Origin of the sequence: Clostridioides sp. ES-S-0006-03 (assembly GCF_020662275.1) — a bacterium.
GTDB lineage: Bacteria > Bacillota > Clostridia > Peptostreptococcales > Peptostreptococcaceae > Clostridioides.
Genome location: NZ_JADGMM010000001.1, coordinates 172,420 through 195,434, shown reverse-complemented (window position 1 = coordinate 195,434; position 23,015 = coordinate 172,420). Strand labels below are relative to the sequence as shown.

The window sequence follows — 23,015 nt, the reverse complement described above, 5'->3', positions numbered from 1 at the left end:
ACTTTTCCTCCTCAGCTAAAAATTAAAGTAAATAAATGGATTATAACTTCCAGTTACTAAATATGTCACAGAAATAAAGAACAATAAAATAGAACAAATTGGATAAAATAAATTAAATAATGTACTGTATTTAGCTTGTTCAACAACAAATTTATTAACTTTTTTTGCAATAGGTACACTAAAAATAAATGCAAATATAAAGAAAATCAAATATTCTTTCAAGAACATATATGTATAGTCACTCCACATAACTCCACTTGCACCAAACATAGCTTTAAAATAGTTATATGCTTCATTTAAATTTGGAGCTCTAAACAGTACCCATCCAAAGTTTACTACTAGTAAAGTATAAATATGTTTTATGAGATTATGATTTTCAATCTTTTCAAACATTATAAATCTCTCTATAATTAAAAAAACAAAATTCAAAATCCCCCAAATCACAAATGTCCATTCTGCACCATGCCATATTCCAGTAAATAACCATACTATAAACATATTTCTAATCATAATGTCTTTATTTAAAACTCTAGAACCACCAAGTGGAAAGTATATATAACTCTTAAACCACATTCCTAAAGAAATATGCCATCTTCTCCAAAACTCAGAAATTGATTTTGAAATATATGGGTAATTAAAGTTTTCTTCAAATTTAAAACCAAACATAAGACCTAAACCTATGGCCATATCTGAATACGCAGAAAAGTCAAAAAATATTTGTAAAGTATAAGCTATTGAACCAAGCCAAGCCAACGATGTAGCTATTGAACCTTGACTATTCATAGTGTAAATATAATCTGCTACTATTGCCATATTATTAGAAATTAATATTTTTTTACCTAAACCAGTTATAAACCTACATGTTCCAATAGAAAATTTATTCCATGTTTCTTTTCTGTTATGAATTTGTTCTGCAACACTTTCATATCTAACTATAGGCCCTGCTATTAATTGTGGGAAAAAAGCTATATATAATCCTACATAAAAAGGATTCTTTTGAACTTCTCCATGTCCACGATAAACATCTATAACATAAGACATTCCTTGAAAGGTAAAAAATGAAATACCTATAGGTAAAACAATGCTTGGAATCGCAAGTTCTGTGTTAATAAGCGAACTAATATTTCTTAGTGCAAAAGCTAGATATTTAAATATAAATAGAACACCTATATTATATATACACATCAAAATCAAAATAATCTTTACTTTTACTTTACTTTTTCTATATCTGTCTACTATCAAACCAAATATATAATTCATTATTATAGAAGCTATCATAATAACAACAAATTTCGGCTCTCCCCAGGCATAAAAAAATAAACTAACAATAAGTAATATCATATTTTGGATTGTCCGATTAAATCTAAATAAATAATATAATACCAAAGTTATTGGCAAAAAATAAAATAAAAAAATCAAACTTGAAAATAACATGCTATACCTCCTCTCTTTACTCAGTTTTTAAGTGTTTTTTCCAATATAAGTATATCCCTAAGCATATTGCTAATAAGGATATAAATAAAATGCGAATAAAATTTACACTATTATTCATAGCATTTACTGTTTTCATATTTTGTACGGTTGGTGATTGTTTAGGTGATACTAAGGTATACGGAACACCATCTTTATCTTTTTGATTAATACTCCAAGACTGAGTCAATACTATCTTCTTTCCAACTTTAAACTTGTCATCAACATTAACTTTTAAAATAATTTCTCCAGGTTGTACTTCATTATTTAATGTTAATTTACCTTCCTGAGATATATTTACATTGTTTTGTTTTTCTACAAATGAGTACTTAATTTTTGAACTCTGTTCCAGTCCTGACACTTTATATTGACTTATACTTTGACCCAATACAGGTATTTGTACTTCTTCATCACCAATTATTTTAATATTATGCAAGGATTCAAGTTGCTCCTCTAAAAGTAAAGATACTTTTCTTATATTAATAACATTATGTTCTTCACTAGATGGAATAAATGTGATTCCCCACCCGTTAATATCTGATAGAACATCTGAATCTAACATGACATTATTTTTATCATTTATAAAACTGCTAAAATTCACATAAATTTTTCCCTCAAACTCACCTGGTATATCTATGCATCCATCTTTTATTTTATCTGAATATATTATATTTTGATTTTCAATAAATATTTCGCTACCTTCTTTTAACTTAAAGTCAAGCGTATCCTTACTTTGTATGTTTAAATTAATTCGCTGAGGACTTTTATTCTTATTTTGAATCTCAATATAAAAATTATGGAATACATTCCAGTCATCTTTTATATTTTTATAAATATATAGATAACGTTCTTTATTATTTTTAGAACTATCTGTCTCTATTTTTATACTTGTATTTTCATGTATAATGTTAGCACTTAAATTACTTTCCACCTTTTTAAAAGATAAATCTAAATTTTTATTACTTATTCCTGAACTTGTAAAAGTACTGTTTATAAAAAAAATAAACACTAAAATAAAATATTTTAAATAACACAAAAACACTTTTAAAATTTTCATTTTATCTCTCCTAAATATATTTCATTGGCTCAAACTCATCTGTGCATTCGTCTTTCTTTTCATTAGGTTTTGAAATTATAATTGTTTTATGTTGTAATATCCACTCCATCATTTCCTCCCTTAAAAATAAATTTTGCATTATACTATCAATATTATTTACTTTGTATAAAACACCCCTCATATCAGCTTTACCTTCACATAAATCACACTCAAGTATAATATTTTCATTAAGTTCTATTTCTATTTTTTGAGGATAAATATCTTTATTTTCAAAACCTAGTAATACATACTGATAATTAAAATTTACCAGTTTTACCTTACCTATATTTTCTATATCACTTTGGAAATCTGTATTAATTCTTGGACTTCTTCTCGATAAAGTTTTAGATTTTTCAATACGTTTTTTTACATTAATTTGCAAGTCATCAAAAAAACCTAATTGATTAGATATTGTCATTGGCAAAGTCGGCACCCTATCATGAACAATACACATCCAATTATCAAATTGATTATCTTCAATGTGTGTAATGTAACATGCATACTTCCACTTTGAGTTTATTTCCACAACATTAACTATCTTTGCCTTCATACTGGCTATATATATTTCATTTCCTGATTTTTCTTTAAACTCTACCTCAAATTCTTCTGGAGAAATATACTCTGGATTTTCCAACAAAAACGCAAATCCATTTTCTGATATATCAATTGTTTTTGAAGAAAGAATGTACGAATTTTGCTTTAGTTTAAAATCAATTTCAGCAACATAACGCTCAGATTTTCTTAATTGTTGTCTTCCTGATATAAACAGCATGGCCATAACAAGATTAAAAAGATTTCCAATTAACCAAAACAGTACGACTGAGTATGTCATTGAATTCATTTTAAATATTGATATAAACATCTTTAAGATTCCTATTATAGATAGCACTATGTATATAAAATATGGTGCTCCTTGCAAAACCTTATATATTCTTTTTTCTTCTGCTTTACTCTTATTGGTCACTGAAAATTTATTCTTAGATATTGCAAATGTTTCAAGTATTACTGCTGGCATTAAAGACTGAAACATTATAGTTTCATATATATTAGTCCATCTTGTGTTTCTTATATTTTGAGAAAATATTTTAAGGGATAAACTACTTAAAATATACATAGGTAACCAAAATATCAATACTTGAAGTAATGTGCATTTTACAACAATTACATTAAAGACTGAAAATAAAATGGGAGCCATTATATAAGTAAAGCGTTTTATACTTGCATACCAATAAGTAATTGAAGAAATATAACTTATTTTCTGCCAAAATCCTAAACCTTTTCTAAACAAAATATTCAATCGTCTACCTGTCTGTATGCATCCACGTGCCCATCTTTCACGTTGTTTAATAAGGCTTTTTAAATCTATTGGAGATAATCCTGATGCATGTACTTCTGGAATAGCATAGCATCTATATCCTTTACTTTGAATTAAAATCCCTGTTGCAAAATCTTCTGTGATAGAAAAAGTATAAAATCCTCCAACTTCATCTAAAGCTTCTCTTGAAATAACTGTATTACTACCACCATAAATTACAGAATTGGTTTTATTTCTAGCTAATTGAATATCTCTATAAAAATAATCTTGTTCATTTGGAATTCTACCTTCAGAGTGTAAATTAAATTGGAATAAATCTGGATTATAGAAACTTTGTGGTGTTTGCACAAAACCAATCTTTTCGTATTGTTCTTTTTCTCCATCTTTTTTAGCCTGTTCATTTTTTAAAAAGTATGGTACTGTATCAATTAAAAAATCATGCATTGGTATCATATCTGCATCAAATGTAGCAATCAAAGGAGAGTTTGTATGCTGCATTGCATTATTTAGGTTTCCAGCTTTGGCTCCTTCTCTTTCTGTTCGAGTTATATAATTGACACCCATTTTTTCTGACAGAAGACGCATTTCTTCACGATTACCATCATCACATATATATATATGTACCTTTTTCTTATCAGGATATTGCATATGAAGACATCCATTTATTGTTTTTCTTACCAAGTCAACAGACTCATTATATGTTGCAATAAATACATCCACAGGTGGATAAAGTTCTTCACTTATAATTGGCTTTTCAGGATACTCAATATTAGACATTCCATAATAATGTACAAACATTTCCATCATCCCTATTAACTCCACTGAAAGTAGTATTATCGCACAAATTAATGCAAACATCCCTTCTTCTTTAGGTATTGTATAAAAAATTCTCCACAATATATATATAATATTAGTAATAATAGTTAAGGTTATAAGTACCTTTTTTGAATTTTTCTTCATCAAATCACCTCTTTCCTACTAGTGCATTCAATATCTCTTCATCCCAAGTACCTTCAACTTGATTATATATTCCAAATCCAGAGGCAAGTTCCCAGTAAGCCCATGAAAAATTTCGTTTTTCAGCCTCTTCTCTTACTGCTTTTATCCAAGCTACTCTTGAAGCTTCTGGTGCCTCTTTTGTTATTCCAAACTCTCCCAATAAAACTTTTACATTATTTTTATTAGCCCATTTCTCTACTGTATCAAATCTTTTCTTTAGATACTCAAGTTGTTCATTTGTTCCTTCCCAAGTAATATTGCTTAAGTTCTCAAACCCTTTATGATAGATATTTCCTTGGAATGCAAAATCATTTGGTTCATAATAGTGAAATGAAACTACTATATTAGAGTTTTTAGGAATATTTAAACCCTTTAAATAATCAATTTGGTAGTAATTGTATGGACCCACTATAATTGTCCTTTTAGGATTAGTTTTTCTAATTATATTTATAGCTTCTTTAAAGTATTCATTTAGTAACTGTGGAGATAGGCTTTCTTTAGGCTCATTTAATAATTCAAAAACCAATTTTTTATCATATTTTTGATATCTATTAGCTATTTGTTGCCATATTTTTAAAAACTTCTCTTTATTAATTTGTGGTTCTTTCATAATGTCTTCAAAGTGATGTAAATCTAACACAACTACTAACTCTTTATCCAAAGCATACTTTATATGCCCATCAATCTTTTTGAAGAATTCTTCATCAATTTTATAATCATTAGAATCTGAGGTGTAATCAGAAAATCTTACTGGTATACGGACTGTATCAAAACCTGCCATTTTTATATCATCAAAATACTTATCTGACATTTTAACATCCCAAGGAAAATTTTTTGGTGATTCTAACGCATTACCTATGTTTATTCCTCGTTGCATTGTAACTTTATCACTATCTCCTCTTATTATAAAATAAAATCCAATAAAAGCTATACTCAAAAAGGCTGCTATACTAATACCTATTCTTTTTATGTTCCTCTCCCCCTAACTTATTTTTTGTATAATATTACTTTACTAGTTTTAGTCTATCTTATAGAAGCTTTAATATCATTAGTACCCTATTATAACAAATTAAATTATATCATGTTATCTCTAATTATGCTTCTTTATAAATTTTATTCTAAATATACTTTTAAAAAAATATAAGGCAGTATATCTTAAAATAACTTTGATTATTTCTCGATATAATGCCTTATATTTTTTATAACTTATCTAACAAATCTAAAACTTGTTTTTTGACCTTATCATATCCAAAATTATCTAGTGAATATCCAAGCTCTATATTTCCGAAACCTTTAATTTCAGCATTTTCTTTTTTATTTAATAGAGTTTGCATAAGCTCAACTTCTATATATTCTCTTCCCTTTTCTTTTTCTAACATAGTAAATAACTCAAAATCTTGTATGCCAAATCTTAAGTTTTCCATTCTAACACTTCTAACAGGCTTTAAATCTTTTCCAGGATAAACAAAGAACATATCTCCAGCTTTCCAAATAGGGAATTTGTAACTTGCGTCTTTCCAAGGGTCTTCTGTCCATAAATTATAATCCCATCTTAAAAATCCATCAAGACCAAAATAATAAGTGTACCACCCTATTATTCTATTTTCTACAAAAGGAGAACTTATAAAACTATTTGGTTTTTCTGGGAAACAGCAAACAAACCAAGTCAATATTCCACCTTTATCATGCATTTTTTTCTTTAGATTTTCTATATCTTTATAATTTTGAATAGTAAGTTTTAAATTTATTGACATGTCATCAACTTCATCTTTAGCTCTATCTAAAAAGTTTTGGTCATGAGTTGCTGATTTATATTTAACTTGATGAGTACTTACAGTAGAGTTTATAAATTTGATACACTCTTTTACAACCTCTGGATTATTTGGTTCATCGGCTATAATTCTGATGCTATCCCATAGACCACATTCTATTAAATGATTTAATACTAATCCTATATACTCTTTTAAATCATCTGTATTATTTATGAATTTAAACACTTTGTCTTTTTCATCAAAGTATCTTACTCTTATAGGGTCTTTATAGCCCTCTATAGGGTTTCCAAACTCTCCAGCACACCAATTACCTAACAGACCAAATAAATCTATCTCCTGAGCCATTTTGTACTTACTAGCTATACTTATATACTTGTCCATGCTTTCAAAATTACACTTGATATTTCCATCTAAATCTTTTGAGACACCTACCATGTTGTATTCATATAAATTTGATGGATTTTTATAGACTTTATAACAACTTTGACCTGCCCATGGATAATCTGAAACTATAACTGTTGCAACTTTTTCTCCTAAAGATGCTAGTTCTTTGAGATAATTATCTATTATCTCAAAATGTATATCAGACCACAATTCAACTTTATACATTCTAGCTAGACAACTTGGATGTTGCCATAAATCTAAAAAGAATTTACTTTCGTCCAAAGGCTTTAACACAACATTTTTTACTTCTATAGGCACATCAACTGTAAAAACTTTTTCTTCATCTTCATAACCAAAACTTTTGAATATATCAATACTTATATTAAACTTATTTCCTAAAAAATCCTCAGGTACTTGCCCTTCAATCCAAAACGTTTGAGGCAAATATTGTTCCACTAGTACATCTTTATCTCTCAAAATAGCATCATTTACAAATGCTTTTGTATCATCTTGAACGTACCCTAATATATTTATACTAAAATTATTTTCTAATCCATCAGGCACATTTAGACCTAATCTTACTCTATTTCCCAAGCCTTTCCATGATATAGCACTACTACCATCAATTGTGCAATTAAATTCTTCTGTAGCTTTCAGCATAATTTGAAATGCAAATTTTTCACCTTTAGCTACTACAATATTTAAATCCTTATGTTCCCAAGTTTCAGCTTCTATAACTGAGTATTTATTGTGTTTAAATGTGCAATCTTTCAATATATATGAAATTTCCATGTTTTGATTTCCTCCGCATCTATAGTTTTATTTTGTATTTTTAAATTAGACTATTTAACCTTTTATACCAGATAAAGATACACCCTCAACAAATTTACTTTGTAAAATTAAATAGAAAATAAATGGAGGTAAAAATGTTATTGTTGCTCCTGCCATCATTTGTCCATAATTTGTTATCTGGAATGTCTTAAGAGTGGATAACCCTACTGTTAATGTCCTCATTGCATCTTTAGTTGTTGCTATAAGAGGCCACATAAACTCATTCCATGCTCCCATGAAAGTAAATATAGCTAGTGTAATTAATGCTGGTTTGATTAGAGGTAACACTATTTGTACTAAAATTCTAAGGTCTGAACAACCATCTATTTTTGCTGATTCTAAGAGTTCTTTTGGTACTCCTAAAATAGCTTGTCTCATTATAAATACACCAAATGCAGTTGGTATTGGCATAATAAGAGCCAAATAACTATTTATCCATCCTAAGTGTTTCATTATTATATAAAGTGGTATCATTGTAACCTGAGATGGTATAATTAAAGTCATTATCATAAATAAAAATAACTTATCACTACCTTTAAAATCCATCTTCGCAAAAGAATACCCTGCTAATGTACTAAATACTAAGTTTAACAGTACTCCTGAAAAAGATACTATGGCTGTGTTTAAAAAATATTGCGTAAATCCTTTTTTAGTAAATATATCTATATAGTTTTGAAGTGTTACTGTTGAAAAAGATATATCCAAATTGTACGAATTATATGTTACCTTTAATGATATTATCAACATGTATATAAATGGTACTAAGCTTGCACATGCTATAAATAATAGCAACCCATCACTCAATAATCTCTTTGTTGTTTTCATATTATACCTACCTTTCTAAAAATCTGAACTGTCTCGTTTTACAAGTTTATTTTGTAAAATTGAAACTACTGCTATCAACAAAAATAATACATTTGCTACAGTCATTGCATATCCAGAATTGAAGTTTTTAAAGTTTAAGTTAAATGCATGCATAACTATACTCATAGTAGATATCCCTGGACCTCCACCTGTCACAGTATAAACCAAGTCAAATACTTGTAACGACCATATTGTTCCTAAAAACACAACCATTATTGTAGTTGGCTTTAGTAGTGGAACTGTTATTTTCATAAATTCTTGAAGTTTTGTAGCTCCATCAACCTTTGCTACCTCATAACAATGTTTTGGTAAATTCATTATAGCTGAAATATAAATTACCATAAAATATCCTATATTTTTCCACATAGATATAAACATAAGCGTAGGAAGTGCTGTTTTACTATCTCCCAAAAGTTTAGATGATTCTATTCCAAAAGCACCTAACAATTGATATATAATTGAACCTTCTCCATTTAATAAAGCTCTCCATACCATACCAATCAAAACCATAGACGACAATACAGGTATAAATATAGCTCCTTTAGCAAATGAAGCTATTTTACTATTTCCTTTTCCTGTAATCCAAACTGCCAAAATCAACGATAAAATAGTCTGGCAAGGTACTACTATAATAGCAAATTTAATCGTATTTATAATAGATACTTTTAATGTCTCATCTGTAAATAATTTTTTATAATTTTCTAAGCCTATAAATGTTGCTGGACTAATAATATTGTACTTTGTAAAACTAAAGTATATTGACATTATTATTGGTAATACATAAAATGCCACTAAAATTATGCCCAATGGTAATATGTATATATATGGTTTAATATTTAATTTTAATTTTTTTCTTGTTGAATTTTCTTCAAACTCTCTAACTAAGTTATTCATTTTTATCCTCTCCAATATAAATATTAGCATTGTACTTATAAATACAATGCTAATTTTAATCTGTAAAGTATTTTATAACATCTTACAGCCTTAAACTTTTATTGTGCTAATAAATCATTTGAATATTTTGCAGCATCATCTAACGCTTGTTTTGGAGTTTTATCTCCTGAAATCATAGTTTGAAGTTCTTTCCATAAATATTCATATATTTCAACACCATGTGGTCCTACTACCAATGGTCTATATACATCCTTATCATTTTCAACCATTGCTTTAAATCTTTCATCACCTTGATATGGTTCACCTTTTGTTATTGGTGCTCTTGGTATCGCTTTATGGAATTCTGTCATTGATTCAACACTTAACATATGTTGTATTAATTTATATGCAAGTTTTTTATCTTTTGCTGATGACATTAAAGATAAATGGTCTACTGCTCCAAAAGTTGCAGCTTTCTTGTCTTCTAAGCCAGTCACAAATCCCCAATTTAAATCTGGGAATGACTTATCAAATACACTTGTTGCAGCAGAAGACAACATTATAGTAAAGGCTGCTTTCCCTGGTCCAAATACACTTTCTATCATTTCATTGCTATCTTTAGATAAAGAATCTTCAGGTACATATGCTTGTAATTCTTTTAAGAAATTAGCTGCTTCTAAACCACTCTTATCATTAAATTTAACTGATTTTAAATCATCATTAAATATATCTCCACCAGCTTGCCATAAATATGGATACCAGTTCCAGTTCATGTTACCAAAAGTTTTAGCTCCCCATCCTTGAGCTAATCCCCATTGGTCTATTTTTCCATCGCCATCAGTATCCTTTGTTGCTTTTTGGCAGATTCTTTTAAAATCTTCCCATGTTTTAGGAGGTTTTTCTCCTATTTTATCTAGAATATCTTTGTTGTAGTATAATACACCTGGATTTGCTGCTTGGAATGGCATTCCATACATTCCACCCATCATTTCAGATGTTTTTATGTAAATAGATTGTTCTTTATCCTCTTTAGTTGCATAGTCAGTTAAATCTTCTACTGCTCCACTTTGTATAAACTGAGGATACATTTCTGCATACATATATCCAACATCAGGGCCTTCATCAGCACTTATGGCTGTTGCAAATTTTTCTGAATAATTTTCCCAAGGAATTATCTGTAAATCTACTTCACAGTTATTTTTTTCCTCAAATTTATCTAAAATAGGGTCCCAAACTTCCTTCATATTATCTTCTACTGGTGGCATCCAAAGAACTAGCTTTTCTTTTTCCCCATCCTTTTTTGCATCTTTTCCACTACCACTTGAACACCCTGTTATAAGTGTTGTAGTCATAATTGCCACCATAGCTAGTGAACACAATTTTTTCAACATACTCACCTTAATTCCCTCCATCTTGTTTGGTTTTTCTTTTTTCATTGTAATTCTACATAATTTTACTCCATTTAAAATATTATCAAAGCATGTATTTCTTGTCTAATCAGTTTTTTCTATATATTTTTTTTTATTATAGTTTTTTTCTATAGTGCCATTTTTAATTTTATTTTTTATGGCAATCAATATAGTTAAAATAAACTAGAATTTTTTAGTGAAATTTTTAATTTGAAAGTCTCTTTTATTAAATTACAACACAAAAAATAGACCATATAATTATATGGTCTGTTTTCATCTACTTAAAAAAGTTTATTTTTTAGGTCTAAGTTCAGCTTTATCTCTTTTTATTTCTTCTAATATTTCTTTTAAATTATACTCAACACTAGAAAGCACATCTTCTGCATATTCAATTGAACCAATTCTTATCTCATTGGCTATTCTTTCAGCCCTATCAACTATATCCTTAGCTCTTTGGTCTGCTTGAACAACAGGTTCACTTGACTCTACATAGGCTTTTACTACATCTTCAGAATTTTTCTTTAATTCTTCTATATTTTCTTGATATTCTTGCTGTATTCTTTCAGCTTCTTTTTGTGCTTGTTCAACTATGTTTGTAGCATCTTGTTTAGCTTGGCTTATTATTTTATTTCTTTCTTTATTTATCCAGACTGCCTGTGTTACTTCCTCTGGTATTAAAGTTCTTATATCATTAACTATTGCTAAAACTTCATCCTTATCTACAGTGCATTTATGAGAAAACGGAATTGTAGAAGCACTTCTAAATATCTCCTCTAACTGATCAAATAGTTCAATCATTTCTAAATCTATCTTCATATATCAATTACCCCCAGTAGTTTTTTTCTTTAATTCTTCCAAAACAATTTTTGGAACCAAATTTTTTATATCAGCATCAAAGAGCAAAACCTCTTTTATTAAAGATGAACTTATAAATGAATATTTTGTACAACTTGGTAAAATTATAGTCTCTATATCTGGATTAAGCTCTCTATTCATATGAGCCATTTGAAGCTCATAATCAACATCTGCACCACTTCTTACACCTCTAACTAATGCTCCAATTCCATTTTCTTGACAGTAACTTATTAATAGCCCATCAAAAGTTACAACTTTTATATTCTCTAGATGGCTTGTACTTTTTTTTATAAGTTCTACTCTTTCATCAAAGCTAAATAGACCTTTTTTATTAGGATTATTTAGGACTCCTATTTGTAATTCGTCAAATAACTTCGAAGCCCTGCAAATAATATCTAAATGTCCATTAGTGATTGGGTCAAAGCTTCCTGCAAATATAGCTTTTCTAGGTTTATTTTCCATTTTATGCCTCCATCTTATAAAAAGTTAATGTAGTATTTCCATATTTTTTATCTTTAGTTTTTTCTAACTTACATATTTTATCTGGAAATAAATCATTAGTATCATGTTCTACAACTATTATTCCATCTTCATTCAATAAATTGGAATTATCAATTTTTTCAATAGCTTCTATAAACATATTTTTATAATACGGAGGGTCCATAAAAATTATGTCAAATTTACTATTTTGTAACTTAAGCTTATCTATAGCAGTTTTAAAATCAAGGTTTAAAATAAAACTCTCATTTTCAACCCTTGCTTTTTTTATATTAGATTTAACAATTTCTATACTTTCTTTACTAATATCTACAAAAGTACATTCTTTGGCACCTCTTGACAAACACTCTATCCCTAAAGAACCAGTTCCAGCAAATAAATCTAGAACTTCACTTTCCATTATATATGAATTTATTATATTAAATAAAGACTCTTTTACTCTATCCGTTGTTGGCCTTACATCTTCATTTTTTGGAGTATTTAATTTTAATCCTCTTGCTTTTCCTGAAATTACTCTCAATATGACAATCTCCCTTCAGCACATTCTTACATCAATAATATTTTAACATAAATTAAAATCAATTTAATGAAATTTCTTCCAATGTATCTTTAAATTTATCTATAATTTCCTTTTTAAGTGGAATATTCTCTTTCAATTGTAGATTATTATCTTCACCTAATATATATCGAGCTTCCTGCTGTGCTAATTTTAATATTTTTATATGCTTAAACAAATTTGCTACTTTTAATTCTGGAAGTCCATGTTGTCTGGTCCCAAAAAACTCTCCAGGTCCTCTTATTTCTAAATCCTTTTCTGAAATTCTAAACCCATCATTTGTTTCTTCCATTATAGACATTCTCTGCCTGCATACATCTGTTTTAGAGTCGTAAATTAGCACACAATATGACTTATGGCTTCCTCTCCCAACTCTACCTCTAAGCTGATGTAATTGTGCAAGTCCAAACCTTTCAGCATTCTCTATTATCATTAGAGTTGCATTTGGCACATTGACACCAACTTCTATAACTGTTGTTGAAACCAAAATATCTATTTCTTTATTCTTAAAGTTACTCATTACTTCATCTTTTTCACTTGATTTCATTTTCCCATGAAGAAGTCCAAGTCTTAAATCTGAGAAGTATTCAGCTCTTAATTCCTCTACTAATTCAACAGCTGACTTAGCTTCTATTGATTCACTTTCTTCAACTAGTGGACATACAATATATACTTGCCTTCCCGATTCAACTTCTCTTCTTACTAGGTTATTGTAAGCTCTATCTCTCTTGCTCTTTTCAATAGCAAGTGTTTCTATTGGCTGTCTACCTGGGGGGAGTTCATCTATAATAGAAATATCTAAATCTCCATAAAGTATAAGTGCTAATGTTCTTGGTATTGGTGTTGCTGTCATTACCAGTATATCTGGATTTATTCCTTTTAATGAAAGTCTACTTCTTTGCATAACTCCAAATCTATGCTGCTCATCTGTTATAACTAGACCAATATTATTAAATTCAACTTTATCTTCAATTAATGCATGTGTTCCTATCAATATATCAATTTCATTATTTTTAATTTGTTCTAATACCATATCTTTTTGTTTTTTTGTAAGACTACCTATTAATAGACCTACATTTATACCAAAATCTTTTAAGGTTTCAGTAAGTGAAATATAATGCTGTCCTGCTAATATCTCTGTAGGTGCCATCAAAGCTCCTTGATAACCATTTAAGACACAATTTGCAAGTGCTAAGAGAGCAACTACTGTTTTACCACTACCTACATCACCTTGAACTAATCTATTCATTATTTTATCAGAATTCATATCATTTATAATTTCATCTAATGCTCTATTCTGAGCTTTAGTCAATTTAAATGGTAAAGAACTTATTATATTCTTTAAACTTTCACTTGTTGTAAATTTTATTCCGTTTTCTTTATTTCTTCCACTTTTAAATACAAACAGTCCCAACTGTAATATAAGTAATTCTTCAAATACAATTCTATATAAAGCTATTTTTAACGATTCCTTATTGCTTGGTGAATGAATATTTCTAACTGCAAAATCTATATTACATAATCTATATTTTTCTATAATTCTTTGTGGCATATATTCTTGTATAATTAATTCCTTATCTTCAAGTACAGTCTTAATTATGCTCATAATCTCTTTATTTGTAACACCATATGTAAGTTGATACACTGGCATAAATCTACATGTATTTTTAGGTGAATTAGTAAGGTACTCTAATTCACACGATGTAAGTTCTAAGTTATTAAATCTTTTCTTAACTTTTCCAAAAACCAATATTGAATCTCCAGGTCTAAATGTATTTTTTATATAAGTTTTATTAAAAAACACTAGTTTAGCCGAACCAGTTTCATCTTTTACATCAATCTTTGTTAAAGTCATTCCTTCTTTTGGACTAAATGTATTTATATTTGATATTACTGCTTTTATTGTAGCTTTTTCATCATTCTCCAACTGCGCTATTTTCTTAAGATTGTTTCTATCTTCAAATTGCCTTGGAAAATAATACAATAAATCTTTTAATGTGAATATACCCAGCTTATTTAGCTTACATGCCTTTTTAGGTCCTATCCCTTTAACATATTGAACATCTTTATATAAATCCAACAAATATATCACCTACTACACAAAAATCCTGTACAACCAACTTTATAAAAGCTACATGGTCATACAGGTTCTTATAATCATTATTCAACTGAAATTAAGTAATAATAAAGAGGTTGTCCTCCATAATATAATTCCACATCTACATCTTCAAATTTTTCTTCTAAAGAAGTACGAAGTTCATTTGCCTGAGATTCTGTAACATCTTCACCAAAGAATAAAGTTATTATAGCAGTATCCTCATCAACCAATTTTTCAATAAGATTTGATGTTACTTCATCTACATAATCCCCTGCTGATAATAATTTACCTTCTGCAATTCCAATTATATTACCTTCTTTAACATCAATTTCATTCATTACTGTATCCCTAACAGCAAAAGTTACTTGACCTGATTTAACTGAATTTAAAGCATTCATCATAGCTTCTTCATTTTCATCTTCACTTAATTCTCCATTAAATGTTACTAATGCAGCAAATCCTTGAGGTGTGTTTTTTGTAGGTATAACTATTATATTTTTATCACTCAATTCTTTAGCTTGGTTAGCAGCCATTATTATATTGCTGTTATTTGGGAAAATAAATATATTTTTAGCATTTATATCCTTTATGGCATTCATAAAATCTTCAGTACTTGGATTCATAGTTTGACCACCTTCTATTATATGGTCAACACCAAAGTCTTTAAATATATTTGCTAATCCTTCACCCATAGAAGTAGCTATGAATCCAAATTCTCTTTCTTCCTCTAAAGGCTCACTATCATTTTCTTTTTTTTCTTCTACTTCCAATATTGTATTTTCATGTTGTAACTTCATATTTTCTATTTTTATAGTTAATAATTGACCATACTTTAGAGCTTCTTGAAGCACGTTTCCTGGGTCATTAGTGTGTACATGTACCTTTATGACTCCATCATCTCCAACTACTGCTAAACTATCGCCATAAGCCATCATTATATCTCGTATTTTCGTATCTTCTACTTTAGAACTTTCTAGTATAAATTCTGTACAATAACAGTATTTTATATCATCTGTGCCAGTACTATTCTTTGGGAAGTCTATATTTGTTGCAATATTAGTGTCTAGGCTAGTATTTTTTATTTCTATATTGTTACCTTTCATAGAAGCTAACATACCTTCATATATAAGTACAAGCCCTTTTCCTCCAGAATCAACTACACCAGCATCCTTCAGATTTTTTAGAAGGTCTGGAGTTCTTTCTAGTGAAGCATTTGATTCCTTTACAAGCATACTTAAAAACTTTACTACATCTTTTTCTTTTTTAGCAGCTTTTACTGCAAACTCTCCGCTCTCTCTAACTACAGTAAGTATAGTTCCTTCAATTGGTTTTATTACAGCTTTATAAGCTGTATCAGAACCATTTTTAAAAGCTTTTGCTAAATCATCTGTTGATAATTTACTTTTTCCCTCTATAGACTTAGCTATACCTCTAATTATTTGTGAAAGTATAACTCCTGAGTTTCCTCTTGCACCCATTAAAGAACCTTTAGATAGTGCTTTTCCGATGTCTGATATATTATCATTGTCTACTTTCGCTAACTCTTTTAAGGCATAAGATATAGTTAAGGACATATTAGTCCCTGTATCTCCATCTGGTACAGGGAATACATTTAATTTGTCAACTAAATCTTTATTGTTTTGGAGATTGTTTGCACCTGAAATGAACATCTCTCTTAACCTTTTACCATCTATATACTGAATCATTTCTTTCCTCCTATAAAATTACTTCACTCTTATTCCTTGTACATTAATATCAATTTTAGTGACTCTTACACCAGTCATCTTTTCAACTACATATTTAACTCTATCTATTATGTTATTTGCAACTGTAGATATATTTGTACCATATTGTATTATAACATAAAGTTCTATTGCTATGGCATCTTCTTCTACTTCTTCTACTCTAACACCTTTAGTAGCATTTTCACCTTTTAATAATTCTACTATTCCTTTAGATTTAGATGCTAAACCTACTAGACCATAACTTTCCATTGCAGCTCTATATGTGACTTGAGCTATTACTTGATTATCTATTTCTATACTTCCATATTGATTCATTACCTTTGCACTCATGGTTGACCCCCTTAAGTTTTTTTTATTAAAAATGTTTCTTAATTTATTTTTTACTATTTTTACTTATTTATTATATAAAATTATAATCATATCATACTATAAATATGGTATAATTTAAACCTAGAAAAGTTTTTGGATAAAATTTCTTGTACTGTCTATATATTTAAAGAAAAATAATAATTATTTTTCAAATATATTTACTTTATATAAAATTATATATATAATTTTATATGATAATGAGAAATTCTTCAATATATGTAAGGCAAATATATATTTCTATTGCAAATTTTTGTTATTTATGATAATATAAATATGTTTTTAGTCTTTAAATAGTTATCATTTTAAGGAGGTGTGCGTAGATGGCAAAAGTATGTAGCGTATGTGGTAAAGGTAAGGTTTCTGGAAACCAAGTATCACACTCAAATAAACATAATAAAAGAACATGGTCAGCTAATTTAAGAAGCGTAAGAGCGATTATAGATGGAGCTCCTAAGAGAGTAAAAGTTTGTACTAGATGTTTACGTTCTGGTAAGATTGAAAGAGCTTAATAGCCACGTTTAAAAGCCTACTTCCGAAAGTAGGCTTTTTAAATTTAATCATTTTTACTCTTTCTCATAAATTTTAAAACTATGTTTGAAATCCATTTTGGTAACTTTATTGTTACTACTTTCATCAATACTCACCCCACACTTTATAGTTAAAATTATTTTAACAAAAAAATAATAATGCTCCACATCCAATAAGTATTAATGCGGTAAGTGCTGACCAAATCCAGCCAGGAAGCAACATAGATAAAATTACTGCCATTCCTGTTGCTAGACACAGTATTCCTAGCAATACCTTAGACTTGTTATTTCTCATGGAACACCTCCACATAGAACTTGTATCTACAAATATTTTCATATTTAAGTTTATGCGATAAGTTCCTATTTTAGACCGATAAATACATTATGTAATTTTAATTTTTTATACTGGAATTATTACTATCTTCTGATGCAGATTCTATAATATCTAAAATACCTCTTTTTTTACTTAACCTTTCAGGTCCACTATATAGAACTACTGGTATAACTTTTGGGAGTTTAAAATCTTTGCTTTCTATTTCTTCAAGACTCTTTTTCATTATAAAGCTTTTCCAAATTTGCTCTCTGTATGATTTTAATCTTGGTACAATCTCAGTATCCATTTCTGTTTGAAACTCCAACACTATATAGTGTGAAATTTTACGATTTTTAGAAAAAACTTTATAAATTATATCTACTTCCTTTCCTTTATATTCACATATAAAAGATGTTTCTAACTCTATACTTTTAAGAGTTAATTCCTTTGCTATTGAGACGCTTGTAAAATTTTGAATCAAACTTAAAAAACTTTCTTTATCTGAATACAGCCTTCTATATTCTTCACGTTTTTCTTTGCTTCTTTTTAAATTCATACAATTCCTCCCAGGTTATAGATTCTCTATCTTTTGATAAAAATAATCTATAAATTTTATTTTTTAATTTTCACTAGTGATTATTGACACTTATGATTAAAATATCCAATAAAGATATTTTTTTATATTTTTATTAAAAGATATGAATTTTTATATTTTAATATATTGACATTGACGTTGCGTAAAAGTGTATATTTAATTTATAGGAGGTATTACTTATGGAATATACAGTTCAGAAATTAAGTAAAATAGCTGGTATAAGTACTAGAACCCTTAGATACTATGATGAAATCGAGCTTCTTAAGCCACTTAAAATAAATTCCTCAGGTTATCGTATATATGGTCAAAATGAAGTTAATAAGCTACAACAAATACTTTTTTATAGAGAGTTAGGCATTAGCTTAGAAAATATAAAAAACATTATAAACTCACCAACTTTTGACAGTCTAAATGCATTAAAAGAACATCATAGCAAATTACTAGCTAAAAGAAAACAAATTGACTTACTGATAGAAAATGTAACTAAAACTATAGCATTGAAGGAGGGAAAATATATTATGACAGATTTAGAAAAATTTGAAGGTTTTAAAGAAAAGATGATTGATGAAAATGAAAAAAATTATGGAACTGAAATTAGGGAAAAATATGGTGAAGATGTAATCAATCAATCAAATAGAAAATTTAAAAATATGTCTAAAAAAGATTATGAGGACTGACAGGATTTAAGTACTGAGATAATTAGTAAACTCAAAAAAGCTTTTAAAACTGGTGATGCATCTAATGAACTTTCTCAAGAAGTTGCGAGATTACATCATAAATGGTTGAGTTACACTTGGAATGCCTACTCTAAGGAAGCTCATGCCGCTTTAGCACAGATGTATGTAGATGATGAACGTTTTACATCATATTATGATAAAGAACAGCCTGGACTAGCAAAGTTTCTAAGAGATTCCATAGTATTCTATACAAGATAATAATCAATTTAAAGTAATAAAAAGAGTGCTACTTTAAAATAGCACTCTTAAAAAATTTTATTTTTCAAATTATATAGTTATAATCTGTGATAAAAATCTAACTTAATTTTTATTAAAAGTAATTGTAACTTTAAATAAATCTCCATCTATATCTATCTTCATTTTACCACCTTGTAGCTCTACAAAACTTTTTGCTATTGCTAGACCAAGTCCAGAGCCTTCTGTATTACGTGACTTATCTCCTCTTACAAATCTCTCCATAATATCATCTACACTAAAATCAATTTCAGTTGCTGACATGTTTCTAAGCATGATATTTACTTGTCTATCTGTTTCTAAAATATCAATATATACTCTTGAATTTGGCATTGCATATTTACTTATATTTATTATAAGATTCTCAAATACTCTAAATGTACGTTGACTATCTAATGGTAATATTATTTTTTCGCTAGAAAAATTATTTTTTATTTTCAGTGATGACTCTGCTATCTTATCATCTAATTCTAGTAATGTCTGTTTCATTAGAGATATAATATCTACATTTACTATGTTTAAGTGTACATCTCCACTATTTACTTTGCTCACTTCAAATAAATCTTCTATTAAGTGTTGTAGTCTTTGTGACTTTCTATCCAATGTATCAATATACATTTTACGATTTTCATCTGTTATATTTTCATCCTTTAGTAAATCTATATAAGTGATTATAGATGTCAAAGGTGTTTTTAAGTCATGTGACACATTTGATATAAGCTCTGTTTTCATTTTTTGACTTTTAACTTCTTCATCTACAGCTTTTTTAAATCCAGATTGAATATTTCCAAGCTCATCTTTAATAGGATTAAAGAACCCTAAATCATCTTCCATATTTGCTTCTAAATTTCCATCTGAAATTTTCTTTGTAACATCTAAAAGTTGATTGTATTCACGTATTGTTTTCTTAGAGTAATCTGACAATACCTTAAATAAAACTATTGAGTAAATTAATGCAAGTATTATTCCAAAGAACCACATACTACACATTATAACTATAATTAATAAGTTTACTGCTAAAATTATAGCTATAGTTTTATTTGGCTTTTCTTTTAAATTTGTCATTCTAACTTGATTAATAACTACTTTACTTGATTTTTTAAACCATTTTAAAAACATCCCTGTCAAAGTATTTTTTACAAAGTACTCTTTTATTCCAACGTTTAGAATATGTTTTAAAAGTACTATAAATACAAATATTATTGAGAAGATTACAAACCAATAAATTAAATTCATTGAGCTTACTAATATATTTGCCATTTTACCACTTATATCATTTTTTATTAGATACTCGACATAATTTCCATTCAATGTGTTACTTATTATATCAGTAGGATATAAAGCTACGATACTCTGTATAATAACAATAGCAATAAAAAGTAACTCTAACGGTATTCTTGTGATTATCTCAAACCCTAATAACTCTTTAGATTTTCTATATGGAAATGCTACAGCTACAATTACAACTATAGATATTATGATTTTTATAATCATTGCAGAAATTTCATAATAAGAATTATTCTCTACATTATTTATATATCTACTTATATCATCACTACTATAAATCATCCCATAATTATTATATGAGCTATATGAATTATCTTGGCTTATTACTTTAGGTACCGCATATACCAATGTTTTATTTTTTATTGGAGATAATTTATATGAGATTGAATTTCCATCTAAATCTGTCTCCATCAAATCTTCTCTAGATTTAGATAATAACATTTGGCTGATAATCTTTTGGTCTACTCCATAAGAGTCTACAATATTTACTTTTCCATCTTTATCAAAATTCATCACAAGGTAAAACCTATAATTTGCTTTTATATTTTTAATCTTTTCTTGTCTTTCCTCATCATTCATAGTTGTCTCTTGAGGCTGCTTTTTATCAGATTCCTCTTTTGAAGTGTCATTTTTTGTTGTATCCAGTGCTTTTAACTCTTTATTCTCATTAAAAAGCTCAAAGTTATTTTCTTTATCAACTAAATAGTATTTTAAGTTTTTACTTGAATTATCAATAAAAGATTCCCATTCATCAAATTTTTCATTAAAATCTGCATTAATACTCTCATCAGTGTAATAGGTTTCTGAACCTTCATATGCGCTTTTCTCTTTACTAGTATTTTTTATATAATTTATAGTTTCTTCACTTAAAAAAAGCTTCGAAGGTTGTATCATCTTACCTTCTTGTTCTTCTTTCATATTGTGGTCTAAAACATAACTTCCTTTATATATGCTATCTACAAATCCTTCTTGCTCAAATGGATTTTTAGCTCCACCTTTAGCAGCTGACTGTATAGTCGAATATTGGCTAATCATACCTAATGATGCTGATAACATAAGTATAAAGACTATCACACTGATTATATATTTTTCCTTAAATTTTTTCGATTTTATATCCAACACCCCACACCACCTTTAAATATTTTGGATTTTTTGGGTCAATTTCTATCTTCTCCCTTATATTTCTAACATGTACCATAACTGTATCTGTGTTTACAGCATTTTCATTCCAAACTCTTTCATATATTTCGTCTGCAGAAAAAACCCTTCCTGCATTTCTCATAAGTAAACTTAATATCTTAAATTCTATAGGAGTTGTTTTTATATAATTTCCATCAATACTGACTTCTTTTGTATTTTCATTTAATTCTAATCCACCTATTACAAATATACCTTCATTATTTTCTGAACTTTCTTCTTTATTTTTTATCATATTTAGATACTTAGTATATCTTCTAAGTTGCGAATTAACTCTAGCCAATAACTCTAATGGCTTAAAAGGTTTTGTTACATAATCATCCGCTCCGATGTTAAGCCCCATTATTTTATCAACTTCTTCTGATTTTGCAGATAACATTATCACTGGAAAATTATGATTTTCTCTAAGTTTCATTGTAAGCGTTATTCCATCCATTTGAGGCATCATTATATCAACTATAGCTAAGTGTATTTCTTGGCTTTCTATAATTTTAAGACCTTCCAATCCATTGTAACCTTTAAAAACATTATACCCTTGATTTAAAAGGTATATTTCTATAGCATCTGCTATTTCCTTTTCATCTTCTACCACCAAAATATTATATGAATTCATTTTAATCTCCTTTATATCAATTAATTTATAAACTACCTTTACATATATGATTATACAATATGATAGAAGTTTTTCCATTTTTTTATAAATTTATAGTGGTCTATTCTAATTATTTATCTTTGATGTCCATTTTAGAACCCTCCCTTTAATTTAACTTCAATACTGTTTTACTTTATTTATATATCTAATATTAAAGCTAAAAACTTAAGATATTATATATACTTTTCTAAAGATTTTCTAAAGATTTAAATTTACTTGTTTTAATATACACAAAAAAAGTAGGCATTATTGTATTAATTAAATCAACAACCTGAAACATAAATTTAATATCAATAAAATCTACTTTTTAGTTTTTGCATACTTATTTTTAGTTTATTT

At 28.0% G+C, this 23,015-nt stretch carries 19 protein-coding genes and 1 pseudogene; 2 read left to right on the top strand and 18 right to left on the bottom strand.

Annotated elements, in window-relative coordinates:
• Positions 1-15: 15 nt before the first annotated feature.
• From IR151_RS00855 to IR151_RS00790, 14 genes are all read right to left on the bottom strand, one after another.
• Entirely contained in the window at positions 16-1,434 is a 1,419-nt protein-coding gene (locus IR151_RS00855) for an MBOAT family O-acyltransferase (RefSeq protein ID WP_227432503.1), read from the bottom strand.
• Positions 1,435-1,450: 16 nt separating this feature from the next.
• On the bottom strand, positions 1,451-2,527 hold the full coding sequence (locus IR151_RS00850) for a hypothetical protein (protein WP_227432502.1): 1,077 nt from the start codon (positions 2,525-2,527) through the stop codon (positions 1,451-1,453).
• Positions 2,528-2,537: 10 nt separating this feature from the next.
• Positions 2,538-4,841 (bottom strand): glycosyltransferase, encoded by a 2,304-nt coding sequence (locus tag IR151_RS00845; protein WP_227432501.1) that lies wholly within the window; start codon positions 4,839-4,841, stop codon positions 2,538-2,540.
• A 4-nt stretch (positions 4,842-4,845) separates the two neighbouring features.
• The gene (locus tag IR151_RS00840; protein ID WP_227432500.1) at positions 4,846-5,817 is read right to left on the bottom strand and encodes a glycoside hydrolase family 5 protein; all 972 of its coding nucleotides are present in this window, start codon (positions 5,815-5,817) and stop codon (positions 4,846-4,848) included.
• Between the two features lie 262 nt (positions 5,818-6,079).
• Entirely contained in the window at positions 6,080-7,828 is a 1,749-nt protein-coding gene (locus tag IR151_RS00835) for a DUF4091 domain-containing protein (RefSeq protein WP_227432499.1), read from the bottom strand.
• Between the two features lie 54 nt (positions 7,829-7,882).
• On the bottom strand, positions 7,883-8,692 hold the full coding sequence (locus IR151_RS00830; protein WP_227432498.1) for a carbohydrate ABC transporter permease: 810 nt from the start codon (positions 8,690-8,692) through the stop codon (positions 7,883-7,885).
• Between the two features lie 15 nt (positions 8,693-8,707).
• Positions 8,708-9,625, bottom strand: coding sequence for a carbohydrate ABC transporter permease (locus tag IR151_RS00825; RefSeq protein WP_227432497.1), 918 nt, complete (start codon positions 9,623-9,625; stop codon positions 8,708-8,710).
• Positions 9,626-9,723: 98 nt separating this feature from the next.
• Complete coding sequence (locus IR151_RS00820) at positions 9,724-11,040, bottom strand: ABC transporter substrate-binding protein (protein WP_227845603.1); 1,317 nt, start codon at positions 11,038-11,040, stop codon at positions 9,724-9,726.
• 264 nt (positions 11,041-11,304) lie between these two features.
• Positions 11,305-11,829 carry a hypothetical protein gene (locus IR151_RS00815; protein ID WP_227432496.1) on the bottom strand — a complete coding sequence of 175 codons (525 nt, stop codon included), beginning with the start codon at positions 11,827-11,829 and terminating at the stop codon, positions 11,305-11,307.
• Positions 11,830-11,832: 3 nt separating this feature from the next.
• Entirely contained in the window at positions 11,833-12,330 is a 498-nt protein-coding gene (gene coaD, locus IR151_RS00810) for a pantetheine-phosphate adenylyltransferase (protein WP_227432495.1), read from the bottom strand.
• A 1-nt stretch (position 12,331) separates the two neighbouring features.
• A complete protein-coding gene (gene rsmD, locus IR151_RS00805) occupies positions 12,332-12,886 on the bottom strand; it encodes a 16S rRNA (guanine(966)-N(2))-methyltransferase RsmD (protein WP_227432494.1) in 555 nt (184 codons plus the stop codon).
• A gap of 58 nt (positions 12,887-12,944) precedes the next feature.
• Positions 12,945-15,002 (bottom strand): ATP-dependent DNA helicase RecG, encoded by a 2,058-nt coding sequence (recG, locus tag IR151_RS00800; protein ID WP_227432493.1) that lies wholly within the window; start codon positions 15,000-15,002, stop codon positions 12,945-12,947.
• Positions 15,003-15,082: 80 nt separating this feature from the next.
• On the bottom strand, positions 15,083-16,726 hold the full coding sequence (locus IR151_RS00795; RefSeq protein ID WP_227432492.1) for a DAK2 domain-containing protein: 1,644 nt from the start codon (positions 16,724-16,726) through the stop codon (positions 15,083-15,085).
• Between the two features lie 18 nt (positions 16,727-16,744).
• Positions 16,745-17,095 carry an Asp23/Gls24 family envelope stress response protein gene (locus IR151_RS00790; RefSeq protein WP_227432491.1) on the bottom strand — a complete coding sequence of 117 codons (351 nt, stop codon included), beginning with the start codon at positions 17,093-17,095 and terminating at the stop codon, positions 16,745-16,747.
• A gap of 359 nt (positions 17,096-17,454) precedes the next feature.
• Here IR151_RS00790 and rpmB point away from each other — a divergent pair, with 359 nt between their 5' ends.
• Positions 17,455-17,643 (top strand): 50S ribosomal protein L28, encoded by a 189-nt coding sequence (rpmB, locus tag IR151_RS00785; protein ID WP_003416297.1) that lies wholly within the window; start codon positions 17,455-17,457, stop codon positions 17,641-17,643.
• A gap of 160 nt (positions 17,644-17,803) precedes the next feature.
• On the opposite strand, the gene IR151_RS00780 is transcribed toward rpmB, so the two are convergent.
• Positions 17,804-17,956 (bottom strand): hypothetical protein, encoded by a 153-nt coding sequence (locus IR151_RS00780; protein WP_009893656.1) that lies wholly within the window; start codon positions 17,954-17,956, stop codon positions 17,804-17,806.
• Positions 17,957-18,053: 97 nt separating this feature from the next.
• Positions 18,054-18,530, bottom strand: coding sequence for an Rpn family recombination-promoting nuclease/putative transposase (locus IR151_RS00775; RefSeq protein WP_227432490.1), 477 nt, complete (start codon positions 18,528-18,530; stop codon positions 18,054-18,056).
• A gap of 218 nt (positions 18,531-18,748) precedes the next feature.
• On the opposite strand from IR151_RS00775, the pseudogene IR151_RS00770 reads away from it, so the two are divergent.
• A pseudogene (locus tag IR151_RS00770) lies at positions 18,749-19,504 on the top strand (MerR family transcriptional regulator).
• A gap of 102 nt (positions 19,505-19,606) precedes the next feature.
• Here IR151_RS00770 and IR151_RS00765 read toward each other — a convergent pair.
• Both IR151_RS00765 and IR151_RS00760 read right to left on the bottom strand, forming a co-directional pair.
• Entirely contained in the window at positions 19,607-21,949 is a 2,343-nt protein-coding gene (locus IR151_RS00765; protein WP_227432489.1) for a sensor histidine kinase, read from the bottom strand.
• A complete protein-coding gene (locus IR151_RS00760) occupies positions 21,921-22,637 on the bottom strand; it encodes a response regulator transcription factor (protein WP_227432488.1) in 717 nt (238 codons plus the stop codon). The genes IR151_RS00765 and IR151_RS00760 overlap by 29 nt, the downstream gene beginning before the upstream one ends.
• Positions 22,638-23,015: the final 378 nt, after the last annotated feature.

What these genes read in the sequence shown, in the direction of transcription:
- IR151_RS00855 (WP_227432503.1), bottom strand. Translation starts at nt 1,434, where the DNA reads ATGTTATTTTCAAGTTTGATTTTTTTATTTTATTTTTTGCCAATAACT.
- IR151_RS00850 (WP_227432502.1), bottom strand. Translation starts at nt 2,527, where the DNA reads ATGAAAATTTTAAAAGTGTTTTTGTGTTATTTAAAATATTTTATTTTA.
- IR151_RS00845 (WP_227432501.1), bottom strand. Translation starts at nt 4,841, where the DNA reads ATGAAGAAAAATTCAAAAAAGGTACTTATAACCTTAACTATTATTACT.
- IR151_RS00835 (WP_227432499.1), bottom strand. Translation starts at nt 7,828, where the DNA reads ATGGAAATTTCATATATATTGAAAGATTGCACATTTAAACACAATAAA.
- IR151_RS00830 (WP_227432498.1), bottom strand. Translation starts at nt 8,692, where the DNA reads ATGAAAACAACAAAGAGATTATTGAGTGATGGGTTGCTATTATTTATA.
- IR151_RS00825 (WP_227432497.1), bottom strand. Translation starts at nt 9,625, where the DNA reads ATGAATAACTTAGTTAGAGAGTTTGAAGAAAATTCAACAAGAAAAAAA.
- IR151_RS00820 (WP_227845603.1), bottom strand. Translation starts at nt 11,040, where the DNA reads ATGAAAAAAGAAAAACCAAACAAGATGGAGGGAATTAAGGTGAGTATG.
- IR151_RS00815 (WP_227432496.1), bottom strand. Translation starts at nt 11,829, where the DNA reads ATGAAGATAGATTTAGAAATGATTGAACTATTTGATCAGTTAGAGGAG.
- coaD (WP_227432495.1), bottom strand. Translation starts at nt 12,330, where the DNA reads ATGGAAAATAAACCTAGAAAAGCTATATTTGCAGGAAGCTTTGACCCA.
- IR151_RS00795 (WP_227432492.1), bottom strand. Translation starts at nt 16,726, where the DNA reads ATGATTCAGTATATAGATGGTAAAAGGTTAAGAGAGATGTTCATTTCA.
- IR151_RS00790 (WP_227432491.1), bottom strand. Translation starts at nt 17,095, where the DNA reads ATGAGTGCAAAGGTAATGAATCAATATGGAAGTATAGAAATAGATAAT.
- rpmB (WP_003416297.1), top strand. Translation starts at nt 17,455, where the DNA reads ATGGCAAAAGTATGTAGCGTATGTGGTAAAGGTAAGGTTTCTGGAAAC.
- IR151_RS00780 (WP_009893656.1), bottom strand. Translation starts at nt 17,956, where the DNA reads ATGAGAAATAACAAGTCTAAGGTATTGCTAGGAATACTGTGTCTAGCA.
- IR151_RS00775 (WP_227432490.1), bottom strand. Translation starts at nt 18,530, where the DNA reads ATGAATTTAAAAAGAAGCAAAGAAAAACGTGAAGAATATAGAAGGCTG.
- IR151_RS00760 (WP_227432488.1), bottom strand. Translation starts at nt 22,637, where the DNA reads ATGAATTCATATAATATTTTGGTGGTAGAAGATGAAAAGGAAATAGCA.